The organism is Parablautia sp. Marseille-Q6255, from assembly GCF_951230155.1.
In the GTDB taxonomy this organism is placed as follows: Bacteria; Bacillota; Clostridia; order Lachnospirales; family Lachnospiraceae; genus Choladousia.
Genome location: NZ_CATNVD010000006.1, coordinates 1 through 12,215, shown reverse-complemented (window position 1 = coordinate 12,215; position 12,215 = coordinate 1). Strand labels below are relative to the sequence as shown.

General features: G+C 51.0%; 11 protein-coding genes. 1 reads left to right on the top strand and 10 read right to left on the bottom strand.

Going from position 1 to position 12,215, the window contains the following annotated elements; translation table 11 throughout:
* Window positions 1-15: 15 nt before the first annotated feature.
* The 10 genes from thiI to hrcA form a co-directional block, all read right to left on the bottom strand.
* A complete protein-coding gene (gene thiI, locus QOX44_RS05585) occupies window positions 16-1,194 on the bottom strand; it encodes a tRNA uracil 4-sulfurtransferase ThiI (RefSeq protein WP_283681965.1) in 1,179 nt (392 codons plus the stop codon).
* 51 nt (window positions 1,195-1,245) lie between these two features.
* Window positions 1,246-2,439: a cysteine desulfurase family protein gene (locus QOX44_RS05580; protein ID WP_283681964.1), complete on the bottom strand. Its 1,194-nt coding sequence runs from the start codon at window positions 2,437-2,439 to the stop codon at window positions 1,246-1,248.
* Window positions 2,440-2,477: 38 nt separating this feature from the next.
* On the bottom strand, window positions 2,478-2,900 hold the full coding sequence (locus tag QOX44_RS05575) for an amino acid-binding protein (protein WP_283681962.1): 423 nt from the start codon (window positions 2,898-2,900) through the stop codon (window positions 2,478-2,480).
* Window positions 2,901-2,960: 60 nt separating this feature from the next.
* Window positions 2,961-3,974 carry an aromatic acid exporter family protein gene (locus tag QOX44_RS05570; protein ID WP_283681960.1) on the bottom strand — a complete coding sequence of 338 codons (1,014 nt, stop codon included), beginning with the start codon at window positions 3,972-3,974 and terminating at the stop codon, window positions 2,961-2,963.
* Between the two features lie 16 nt (window positions 3,975-3,990).
* Entirely contained in the window at window positions 3,991-4,746 is a 756-nt protein-coding gene (locus QOX44_RS05565; RefSeq protein WP_283681959.1) for a 16S rRNA (uracil(1498)-N(3))-methyltransferase, read from the bottom strand.
* 41 nt (window positions 4,747-4,787) lie between these two features.
* Complete coding sequence (gene prmA, locus QOX44_RS05560) at window positions 4,788-5,765, bottom strand: 50S ribosomal protein L11 methyltransferase (protein ID WP_283681958.1); 978 nt, start codon at window positions 5,763-5,765, stop codon at window positions 4,788-4,790.
* A 114-nt stretch (window positions 5,766-5,879) separates the two neighbouring features.
* The gene (dnaJ, locus tag QOX44_RS05555; protein WP_283681956.1) at window positions 5,880-7,067 is read right to left on the bottom strand and encodes a molecular chaperone DnaJ; all 1,188 of its coding nucleotides are present in this window, start codon (window positions 7,065-7,067) and stop codon (window positions 5,880-5,882) included.
* A gap of 375 nt (window positions 7,068-7,442) precedes the next feature.
* Window positions 7,443-9,314, bottom strand: a complete 1,872-nt coding sequence (gene dnaK, locus QOX44_RS05550; protein WP_283681954.1) for a molecular chaperone DnaK — start codon at window positions 9,312-9,314, stop codon at window positions 7,443-7,445.
* A gap of 93 nt (window positions 9,315-9,407) precedes the next feature.
* Window positions 9,408-10,052 (bottom strand): nucleotide exchange factor GrpE, encoded by a 645-nt coding sequence (gene grpE / locus QOX44_RS05545; RefSeq protein WP_283681952.1) that lies wholly within the window; start codon window positions 10,050-10,052, stop codon window positions 9,408-9,410.
* 20 nt (window positions 10,053-10,072) lie between these two features.
* Window positions 10,073-11,092 carry a heat-inducible transcriptional repressor HrcA gene (gene hrcA, locus QOX44_RS05540; RefSeq protein WP_283681950.1) on the bottom strand — a complete coding sequence of 340 codons (1,020 nt, stop codon included), beginning with the start codon at window positions 11,090-11,092 and terminating at the stop codon, window positions 10,073-10,075.
* A gap of 250 nt (window positions 11,093-11,342) precedes the next feature.
* On the opposite strand from hrcA, the gene QOX44_RS05535 reads away from it, so the two are divergent.
* Window positions 11,343-12,071: an SGNH/GDSL hydrolase family protein gene (locus tag QOX44_RS05535; RefSeq protein ID WP_283681948.1), complete on the top strand. Its 729-nt coding sequence runs from the start codon at window positions 11,343-11,345 to the stop codon at window positions 12,069-12,071.
* Window positions 12,072-12,215: the final 144 nt, after the last annotated feature.

Below are 12,215 nucleotides of genomic sequence, written 5' to 3'. Positions count from 1 at the left end.
CTGTATTTTTTTGCTCTACTCAATGCAGATCTTCTCTGTCGTCTCGATCGCCGTGCGCACCAGATCGTCTATCTTTTCACTCAGCTTCTGTTCTGAACGCTTAATGGCGTTCAGATTTGGCTTCGTCACCGGATGCTTCGCCACGAAAATCGTACAGCAGTCCTCATACGGCAGGATCGACGTCTCATATGTGTCGATCTTCTCTGCCACATCCACGATCTCCTGCTTGTCAAAGCCGATCAGCGGCCGGAACACCGGCATCGTACATACCTCATTGGTCGCTGCCAGGCTCTGTACTGTCTGACTTGCCACCTGACCAATACTCTCTCCCGTGATCAGCGCCAGATCTCCCGCTTCTTTCGCAAAATGCTCTGCGATCTTCATCATATAACGGCGCATAATGATCGTCAGCTCATCATGCGGGCATTTGTCATAAATGTAGAGCTGGATATCGGTGAAATTCACGATATGCAGATTGATCGGGCCGGAATATTTTGCCACCTGTCTGGCCAGATCTACGACTTTTTGTTTTGCCCGCTCACTTGTATAGGGCGGCGCATGGAAATACGTTGCATCAAGCTTGACGCCGCGCTTGCAGATCATATATCCTGCGACCGGACTGTCTATCCCGCCGGACAGCAGAAGCATTGCCTTTCCGTTTGTACCGACCGGCATCCCTCCTGGTCCTGGTATGATCTTGGAGTAAATATAGATTTTTTCGCGGATCTCTACATGCAGCATGATCTCCGGCTCATGTACATCTACCCGCATGCCCGGAAATGCCTCAAGGATCCTGCCGCCCAGCTCGCAGTTGACCTCCATTGACTCGATCGGGTAGCTTTTGCGCGCGCGCCTCGTCACTACCTTAAAGGTCTGGCTGTCAATATCATAGACATTCTGCAAAAACTCGATCACATCATCGCCAAGCGCCTCCAGGCCTCGCTCCTCGACTTTCATGACCGGACAGATCCCGACAATACCAAACACGCATTTGAGCGCGCCGACTGTTTCTTCAAAATCATATGCAGACAGGCAGTCCACATAGATCCTTCCCTGCATCTTATATACATGAAATTCGCCTTCTACCTTTTTAAGTGCATGTATGATCTGATGCACAAGCGCATCCTCAAACAGATGACGGTTTTTTCCTTTGATCGCGATCTCACCGTACTTAATCAACAATGTCTTAAACATACTCTTTTTCCTTCTCTCTAAAATGGATCAAAACAGGGAGCGCCTCCTGAATTAACGCCGCGCATATCTGCGCAGCACCGGAAGCAGATCGTCCAGTGTCTCCAGGCAGTAGTCAATCTCCTCTGGCGTTGTAAAGCGGCTGAAGCTAAAACGCAGCGTCGACTCCAGCAGCTCCGGGCGAAGATGCAGCTCCTTTAACACGGGGCTGACCGGAAGCTTTTTATTGGAAGAACACGCAGAACCTGCCGAGACATAAATCTCCCTGTCCTCCAGTGCATGCAGCAGCACCTCACTGCGCACGCCCGGAAACGCGGCGCTTACAATATGCGGCGCACTCTCCTGCCCTTCTTCAGAATGGATCACCACTGCGGGCAGCTCTGATGTCTCCCCGTCCGAAAGCCTTTCTGAAAGCTGATGCAGTCCGTCCATCATGCGTTTTTTCAGGCAAAGCAGATGCTCTGTGCTCTCCTCAAGATACTCATACGCCTCCTTTGCCGCCTGCGCAAGCCCCGCAGCCCCCGGTACATTATCCGTGCCGGAACGCATCCCCTTTTGCTGGCCGCCGCCAAGCAGGAACGGATTCAGCTTTGCTTTTTCATTTACATACAGAAAACCGACGCCCTTTGGTCCATGGATCTTGTGTGCGCTGACGGAAAGCAGATCCACGCCAAGCCGTTTTGGATAAACCGCCAGCTTTCCATATGCCTGCACTGCATCTGTGTGGAACAGAATGCGGGGATTGTATTTTTTGACCAGCTTTGCCGCCTGCGCAACAGGCTCCACGGTCCCGACCTCATTATTTACATACATGATCGACACCAGGATCGTATCGTCGCACAGCGCCTGCTCCAGGTCCTCCAGACTGATCCGCCCTCTCGCATCTACCGGAAGATAGGTCACCCGGAACCCCTGCTCCTCCAGATACTGCATCGGCGCAAGCACAGCCGGATGCTCCACTGCTGTCGTGATCAGGTGCATCCCTGCTCTGCGGTTCGCCAGTGCGGCTCCCCGGATCGCCCAGTTGTTGGATTCCGTAGCGCCTGAGGTAAAGTAGATCTCTTTTTCATTTACCTTCAGCGTCCTCGCGATCGTCTCCCGTGCTTCCCGCAGATACCGCTCCGCCTCCACACCTTTCATATGCTTGGATGAGGGATTGCCATAATCCTCCATCATGGTACGCACCACTGCATCGCACACGCTCTGTGTGCAGCGTGTCGTCGCCGAATTATCCAGATATGCCTCCACCTGTCACTCCTCCTTGCCTTAATAAGCCCCTGTCATCCTTACGCCTCTCGCAGAGAGCCCAGACCGCAAAAGCCCTTTGCCGTCAGGCATTCCTCTACCTCTGTAATGTCGTTTGTGTGGAACACCATGACCGGACTGCCCGACTCACGGTTAAACGATAAATACATGTAGTTGACGTTGATATTGCTCTCATCAAGCGCTGTGAGCAGGCGGTTTAACTCTCCTACCCGATCCTGGATCTCAATGCCGAGCACATCTGTCAGCTTGCACATATATCCTTTTTCAGAAAGTGACTGCAGCGCCTTTTGCGGCTGCGACACTACCATCCGTACAATCCCGTACTCCGCACTGTCATTATTGACAGAACCCAGGATGTTGATGTCCTGCTGCTGCATCAGCTCTGTGATCTCGCGCATGGCTCCCTTTTTGTTTTCTGTATATATTGAAATCTGGCTTAACATACGTCTCTCCTCATGTTGTTTCTCACTATGTGACACGGCAATTCTACCACAACCTGCCCACTATTGCCAATACCGTTTTTTCTGTTCTTCATCAAGGTCCTCAACAAACAGCTTTTTAAAATTGAGAAATTCCTCCAGATCCATCAGAATATGGTACAAAAGAGCGCGGTTTTCAAACTCTGCATGGCTTTGCGGAAGCGGCTCCTCCTGCATCGTATCCACGAGAGCTGTAAGTCTGCCGATCTGCTCGTCCGGTACATTGCGTTCCAGCACGTGCTCTGCCAGATATTCCATATATCCGGCGATCACCTTTGCCTGTATCGGAAGCTCTCTCATTTTCTTCATTTCATCATGAAGACTGAGCAGTACGACACACTGGCGCATTCTCATCTCAAAATAGTCAATATAATAGGCCGGATGTGACGCGAATGTATTGCCCTGATATTCATTGGCATCTGCAATACAGCCCTCAAGCCTTGCCTCCAGCGCCTTCAGGCTGTCCCAGACGTTTCGGTAACGCGCCCCTCCGGTCAGATACGCCGCCATCTCACAGAGGATCGTCTGCAGCTCCTGCTCCACTGACCGCATATTCTGGATGATCCTGCTGCGGCGGCTATTATTGTTATGGAAGAGATTCAGGATCATGGCAATCGAAATCCCGAGCACCACCAGCATCAGTTCATTCAAAAAAAATGCCGGACTAAAATCCATCTGTGTCACAAAATGCGCTCCTATCACTGCGTTGACGGAGACGGTTGCCCTCCAGTCAAATACTTCTGCAAGCAAAACCGTCAGGAAGATATAAACACCGTATCCTACCCAGTCCCCGCTGCCTGCAACCTCCAGGATCAGATACGCCAGGATCGCTGACAGCACATACGTGAATACGCGCTGCCATGCAAGCCGCAGCGTCCCCCACTTTGTCGTCACGATCGTAAGAAGCGCGATCGTGCCTGCCGAGGTCGCAAACTGCAACCCCAAAAGCTCTGCAATATAAATCGCCGCGCTGCTCCCGACGGCGATCTTCGCCGTCTGCAGCACTGCCGTCCTTGTCAGTTTTCTTTTTTGCGCCACTGTCTGATTTCCTTTCTTATGGTCTTACCTGCCCCTCCAGATGGAACATCAGAATGGACAGTACCGTCATCCCGGCCGTCTCTGTCCGCAGGATCCGCCTGCCAAGTGTCACCGCAGAAGCGCCAGCCTGCCGCGCCAGCGCGACCTCTGCTTCATCAAAGCCTCCCTCCGGCCCGATAAATACAGCGGCCGCATCGCCTGCCTGAATATCTGCAAAGATCCGCCGTGTCTCTTCCATCCCTTCGGCAAGCTCATAGGGGATCATCATTTTTGTGCAGATTTCCTTTGCATATGAAACTGCCTGGGAGAATGTCATGACATTTTTCACCTCCGGCACGATCATACGCTTTGACTGCTTTGCCGCGCTCTCAGAGATCGCGTTCCATCGCCTGCACTTAGACTCCGCCTTTTTCGCATCCAGCTTTACTACCGCGCGTTTTGTGGCTACCGGAATGATCTCATAGACTCCAAGCTCGACTGCCTTCTGGATGATCAGCTCCATCTTGTCGCCCTTGGGAAGTCCCTGAAACAGGTACAGCTTTGCCGGAAGCTCCGTGTCTGCCTCCTGAGCCCACATGATCTTCGCCACGACGCACTCCTCCGAGAGGGAGGTAATCGCACAGCGATACTGTGTCGCGCTCTCCCCGCTGCTGACGCTGATCTGCTCTCCTTCTTCCATGCGCAGCACATTTCGGATATGGTTGACGTCGCTGCCAGTGATCGTGATCTCGTTTGCTCCGATCTGTTCCGGCTCTACAAAAAAATGATACATAAACCTGCCCTCCGCTTACTTATTTACACCTCTGTCCGTTTCTATTCTCTCCCGGACTTCGTTTCACCCGTTTTGCGCGCGGTCACGGATACCCAGTCATTTTGGTGCGTCACCTCAACGATCTCCAGTCCTGCAGCCTGCACTGCCTCTACCACATCCTTTTCTTTTTCATCAATGATACCGGATGTAATATAAATACCGCCCGTTTTCATCTGGTTCAAAATGACCGGCGTAAGCGGGATCAGCACATCTGCCAGAATATTCGCTACTACGATATCATACTTCTCATAGCCGACGGCATCCTGTACTGCCTTATCATCAATAATGTTGCCGATCATCACGTCCATCGCGCCATCCGGGATATCATTTACTTCGAGGTTCTCTTTTGTCGCCGTGATCGCACACGGATCCAGGTCTGTGCCGACCGCATGGCGTGCACCAAGCTTTAATGCCGCGATCGAGAGGATCCCGCTGCCTGTGCCAACGTCGAGAAGCTCCGTCTCCTCTGTCACAAATTTTTTGAGCTGGCGCATACAAAGCTGCGTCGTCTCATGCATTCCTGTTCCAAATGCAGTACCTGGATCAATGTGGATGATCATCTTGTCCCTGTCCTCTTCCTTCACCTCTTCCCAGGAAGGAATGATCAGAATATCATCTACATAAAACTGATGGAAATACTCCTTCCAGTTGTTGATCCAGTCCTTGTCCTCTGTCTGACTCTCAGTGATCGTCCCCTCGCCAATGTCAAGGAAGTCACGCAGACTGTCGAGCTCCTCCTTCACACGCGCAAGGACTGCCTCCTTGTCCGCATCCTCCTCCAGATAAAAATTCAGATACGCGATCCCGTCATCCTCCGGTCCGTCCGGCAGGATATCCACAAACATCTGCTGCTTGTCCGCCTCCGTAAGCGGCACCTTGTCCTCAATCTCGACTCCTTCTACTCCGGCATCCGCCAGAGAGGAGATCACAATATCCTCTACCTCAGTTCTTGTCTTTAAAGTAAATTTATTCCATTTCATACGTTTCCTGCACTCCTTTCTTATGCCAGTCTCCTGTGATCCTTCCTGCACACGGTCAGAAAGGATTGAAATCCAACAAGGACTGCCGCCTTCCGGCTGCAGCCCTGTACCACATCAGTCTTCAAATGTTTCTTTCAGCTTATCCATGAAGCCCTTTTTCTTCGGTTTTTCCTTCTTCTCTGCGCCGTCGGCAGTCTGGTTTAAGCTGTTTCCGCTCTCCCGATCAAACTCGCGAAGCGCCTGCTTTGCAGCCTCGGAAAGCTTTGTCGGCACCTCGATGACCAGCGTCACATAATGGTCGCCGCGCACATTCTTATTGCGAAGCGACGGCACGCCCTTCCCCTTGAAACGCACCTTGGTATCGGTCTGGGTACCCGGCTTGACTGTATATACGATATCTCCGTCCACTGTACTGATACGGATATCGCCGCCCAGCGCTGCCTGGGCAAATGTCATCGGCACAGTCGAGTAGATGTTCATATCCTGCCTCTGGAAGATCGGATGTCTGCCAACGACTACTTCCACGAGCAGATCTCCTCTTGGTCCGCCATTTGTCCCCGGCTCTCCCTTTTCCCGGATACGGATGCTCTGTCCATTGTCGATGCCGGCCGGGATGGTCACCTTGATCTTCTTTTTGCTTGAGGTATATCCCGTACCGTAGCAGTCCGGACATTTTTCCTTGACGATCTTTCCTGTGCCGTGGCACTCCGGACAGGTCTGCACATTCTGTACCGTACCGAACAGTGACTGCTGGGTAAAGATCACCTGACCCTTTCCTCCGCATTTCGGACAGGTCTCCGGTGAGGTGCCGGGCTTTGCGCCCGTACCGTGACACGTTGTACACTCATCCTTGAGTGTAAGCTCAATCTCCTTCTCACACCCCGAAATAGCCTCCTCGAATGTGATCCGCACGCTCGTACGCAGATTAGCTCCCTGCATCGGTCCCCGGGAAGCGCCGCCGCGCCGTCTGCTGCCGCCGAAGAGATCACCGAAAATATCGCCGAAAATGTCGCCCATATCTCCGCTGAAGTTAAATCCGTCAAAGCCGCCAAAGCCGCCCGGACCTCCCTGTTCAAATGCCGCATGACCGAACTGATCGTACTGTCTTCTCTTCTCCGGATCACTTAAAACTGCATATGCCTCCGAAGCTTCTTTGAATTTTTTCTCCGCCTCGGCGTCCCCCGGGTTCATATCCGGATGGTATTTCTTTGCAAGAGCCCGGTACGCCTTTTTCAGCGCTGCGTCATCAGCGCTCCTGTCTACGCCGAGCACCTCGTAATAATCTCTTTTATTCTCCGCCATCTGTACCACCTTACTCAACGATGCCCCTGAAGGAAAATCCCCCAGGGGTTCGTATGTTTTCAATATGATATATCTGCCTGTGAACAAGTTCACGGCACCGCATCTGCTACAAGCCGTGCTGCAAGCTCGTATTTACTGCGCAAATCCTCGCTCGCGGGCGTTCGCCCTATCGTCAGCCTCACAGAGACATCTGCCTGTGAACAAGTTCACGGCATCGCATCTGCTGCAAGCCGTGCTGCAAGCTCGTATTTGCTGCGCAAATCCTCGCTCGCGGGCGTTCGCCCTATCGTCAGCCTCACAGAGACATCTGCCTGTGAACAAGTTCACGGCATCTGTCTCTGTGAGGTTGACGGCACGGCTCATTGCTTTCGCGCATTATACTTCTCTGTAATCTCCGTCTACGACATCGTCATCCTGCGGTGCGCTTCCTGCGCCTGCATTCTGGCTCATGTCCGGACCTGCGCCTGCTGCTCCGGCTGCACCCTGTGCCTGCTCATAAACCTTTGCAAACAGCTTCTGTGCGCTCTCCATCAGTTTTTCCTTACCTGCCTTAAGATCTGCGATCTGCGCATCTGTCATATCCTCCGGATTTGTCTTTGCCACGAGATCCTTCAGTGCATTCAGGTCTGCCTCTACTGTTGTCTTATCTGCTGCATCGATCTTGTCGCCAACCTCCTGCAGAGCCTTCTCTGTCTGGAATACCATAGCGTCCGCATCATTTCTTGTATCGATCGCATCTTTTCTCTTCTTATCCTGAGCCTCATACTCAGCAGCTTCTTTTACTGCCTTGTCGATCTCATCATCCGACATATTGGAACCGGATGTGATCGTGATATGCTGCTCCTTGCCTGTTCCAAGATCCTTTGCAGATACATTGACGATACCGTTTGCATCAATATCAAAGGTAACCTCGATCTGCGGCACACCTCTTCTTGCTGGCGGGATCCCGTCAAGACGGAACTGTCCGAGTGATTTGTTGTCCTTTGCAAACTGTCTCTCACCCTGTACTACGTGAATGTCTACAGCTGTCTGGTTGTCTGCCGCTGTAGAGAATACCTGGCTCTTCTTGGTCGGGATCGTTGTGTTTCTCTCAATCAGCTTTGTAGCGACGCCGCCAAGTGTCTCGATAGACAGAGACAGCGGAGTAACATCCAGGAGAAGGATATCGCCTGCGCCTGCATCGCCTGCAAGCTTACCGCCCTGAATGGAAGCGCCGAGTGCTACACACTCATCCGGGTTGAGGCTCTTGTTCGGCTCATGACCCGTCAGCTGTTTTACCTTATCCTGTACAGCCGGGATACGTGTGGAACCACCGACTAAAAGTACCTTTGAAAGCTCGCTTGCAGAAAGTCCCGCATCTCTTAATGCGTTCTGAACCGGGATGATCGTCCTCTCTACGAGATCATGGGTCAGCTCATCAAATTTTGCTCTTGTCAGATCCATTTCAAAATGCTTCGGACCTGTCTCATTTGCTGTGATGAACGGCAGGTTGATATTTGTTGTCGTAGAGGAAGAAAGCTCTTTCTTTGCCTTCTCTGCCGCTTCTCTGAGTCTCTGCAGAGCCATCTTGTCTCCGGAAAGGTCAATACCCTCTTTTGACTTGAAGTCTGCGATCATATAATCTGTGATCTTCTGGTCAAAGTCATCTCCGCCGAGCTTGTTGTCACCGTTCGTTGCAAGTACTTCGATAACGCCCTCACCGATCTCAATGATCGATACATCAAACGTACCGCCGCCCAGGTCGTATACCATGATTTTCTGCTCTTTTTCATTGTCAAGGCCGTATGCGAGCGCTGCCGCTGTCGGCTCGTTGATGATACGCTTTACATCAAGGCCTGCGATCTTTCCTGCATCCTTGGTAGCCTGACGCTGTGCATCGTTGAAATAAGCCGGAACTGTGATAACTGCCTCTGTCACCTTTTCACCGAGGTAGTTCTCAGCATCTGCTTTGAGCTTCTGCAGCGTCATTGCTGAAATTTCCTGCGGAGAGTATTTCTTTCCGTCAATCTCTACTCTGTAGTCACTGCCCATATGTCTCTTGATCGAAGCGATCGTACGGTCTGCGTTCGTCACTGCCTGACGCTTTGCCGGCTCTCCGACAAGACGCTCTCCTGTTTTTGTAAATGCCACGATGGACGGAGTTGTTCTGGAACCTTCCGTATTCGTGATCACAACCGGCTTACCGCCTTCCATAACTGCCACACAACTGTTTGTTGTTCCTAAATCAATACCAATGATCTTGCTCATAATAGCTCCTCCTTACCTATTTGCGTTTCTTCTGTATTTGTCATGTGCCTGCGGCACTGTTCTGAATATATATAAACAGCATTTTGTGACGCGCTAGTTTGCGACTTTCACCATGCTGTGTCTTACGACACTGTCCCGGTACAGATATCCTTTCTGGAATTCCTCCACAATGATATTCTCACCTGCCTCCTCATCCTCCACATGCATTACTGCGTTATGGAAGTTCGGATCAAATTCCTTTCCGACTGCCTCGATCGGCTTTACTCCGATCGACTCAAGCGTCGTCATCATCTGGCGGTATACCTTATCCATACCATCCGCAAATGGATCTGCCTTCTGTTCCTCTGTCAGCGCCGCAAACCCGCGCTCAAAGTTGTCGATCGTCGGCAGGATCTTTTCGATCACGCTCTTTGCCCCCACCTCATACATGGCTGCCTTTTCCTTCTCCGAACGCTTGCGGAAATTATCAAACTCTGCCATCTGGCGCTGTACCCGGTCCGTCAGCTCTTCGATCTGCTGATCCTTTTTGTCCTTTTTCTTTTTTCCAAAGAAGCCTTTCAGCTTTGATTCCTCTGCTTCTTCTCCAGTCTCCGGCTGCTCCTGCGCCATCTCCTGCTCACAGCCATCCTCTGCGACCTGCTCATATTCTGCGTCCATCACGTCTTCCTGTGTCTCCACAGATTCTTCTGTCCTGTCCGCAGTTTCCTCTACCATGTCGTCTTTTTTATTTTCATCCATTGGCCTTTTCCACCTTTCTGCTATTTCTTGAAGATCTGGTCGAGCTGTACCATCAGCGTCTTCAGCGTGCTGATCACATTATCGTAATCCATACGCTTTGGCCCTATGACACCTATCCGGCCATACATCCCATCGCCTATCTCATAGGTGGCTGTAACAACACTGCAGTCCTGCATCGACGCCACCGGCGCTTCCTGTCCGATATAAACCTGGATCCCTGTTTCCTCGCTGCTCTCAGAACTGATCATATCTACCAGATCCTTTTTTTCCTCGAAAGCGCTGATCAGCTCACTTGCCTTCTCGCTGCTGGAAAGCTCCGGATACTTGAAAATATTGGTCGCACCGCTCGTATAGATCTCTACATCATTTGCGGACTGTATCGTCTCGGCGACCGCATCAAGCACCTGATTGATCACATCACTGTGGATCCCTGCCTGCTCTTTTAGCCTGGAGATCGTCGCAAGATTGATCTCCTCCATCGTCAGACCGTTCAGTGCTGTATTCAAAAGTATGTTCATCTCGAGAACTGTCTGCGGATCCAGCCCGTGTTCGATCTGGATCATCTTATTTTTGACTACATTCCCCTGCGTCACGATGACCGCCAGGATCTGCGATTCATTTACGATAGAGAGCTGAATAAATTTAAGCTTTGTCTGATGGTACTGCGGTCCTGATATCATAGCCGCGTAGTTGGTGTTATTCGCAAGTACACGGGCAAGCTGCTTTAAAACCAGCTCCATCTTATCCTGCCGCTGGATCATCATCTCCTTCATTTCTGTGACTTCCCGATCCTTTTCCGTCATCATGTGATCGACGTACAGACGGTAGCCTGCATCCGAAGGGATCCGTCCTGCCGAAGTATGCGGCTGAAGGATCAGCCCCATCTCTTCCAGATCAGACATCTCATTTCGTATGGTAGCGGAACTGAGGTTCAGGTCAGCATATTTGGAAATCGTCCTGGAGCCGACCGGCTCGCCCGTTTCCAGATAAGTTTTAATGATAGCTTTTAATATAGTCCATTTTCTATCATCGAGCTGCATCTGAATCCTTCCTTTCTGCTATCTTGTTAGCACTCTCTTGCTTTGAGTGCTAACACCTTACGTTGTTACTATAATACCCAGTTCTTTTTTTGTCAATACCATTTTTCATTTTTTCGTATTTTCTTTTTGCTTTTCTTTTTGCATATCCTGTCGAATCCTCCCGTTGGATTCAATTTGACATTTCACTCAATTGTGCTATAGTAGAAATCAGTTAGACACTTCTATTTGATAATCAGAAAGGACATATTATATGAAGAAAGGGACTACAGCCGCAATCGTATCTGCTGTTGCCGGGCTTGTTTTTTTAAGCGCACTGACTGTTTATCTGACATGGCAGCATAAAGCAGACGTATTTCCATCCGGCGAAACGCAGACACAGGAGGAGGCGGATGCTGTTCTGGCCACCCTGCATGAGACGCAGATATCAGACACTGCTTCTGCTGCAGCTGATACGGAGAAAAAAGAGGACGAGCTCTTCGTCATATGGGTCGGTGATTCCCGCACGATCGGTATGCAAAATGCCATGGACAACGATGATCTCTACATCGGAGCCTCCGGGGAAGGCTACAACTGGCTTGCCGAATCCGGGCTTCCCCAGGTAAAGGACGCGATCGCCGCATATCCCGGGGCTCCTGTTGTTTTCAACTTTGGCGTAAATGATTACGATAATCTGGATCGCTACATAGAGCTGTACACCTCCCTGACCAAACAGTATCCCGACACGCACTTTTATTTTCTTTCCGTGAATCCGATCGATCCGGCAGTATGCAAAAACATCACCAATGAGGAGATCGCAGATTTTAACAGTCACCTGAAGCAGTGCTTTCCAGAGACGTATATCGACAGCTTTACTTATCTGATGGCAAATGAGGTGGCGACGATCGACGGGATCCATTACTGCGAAGAGGATTATCGTCTGATCCATACATTTGCGGCCGAACAGATCGCCACGCTCGAAGATACCAGCAAAAGCTCATGATCTTAGTCAAGACCACCGGCTTAGCCGGTGGCTTGCACTGCCCCTATAAGGGGCTATTACCTGCTTGCGCCCGGAAGGCGCACTGAAGGTCTGCCAACTGCACCACATTCACAGCTGCCCCTAAAGGGGCTTTTTCATTGCTTC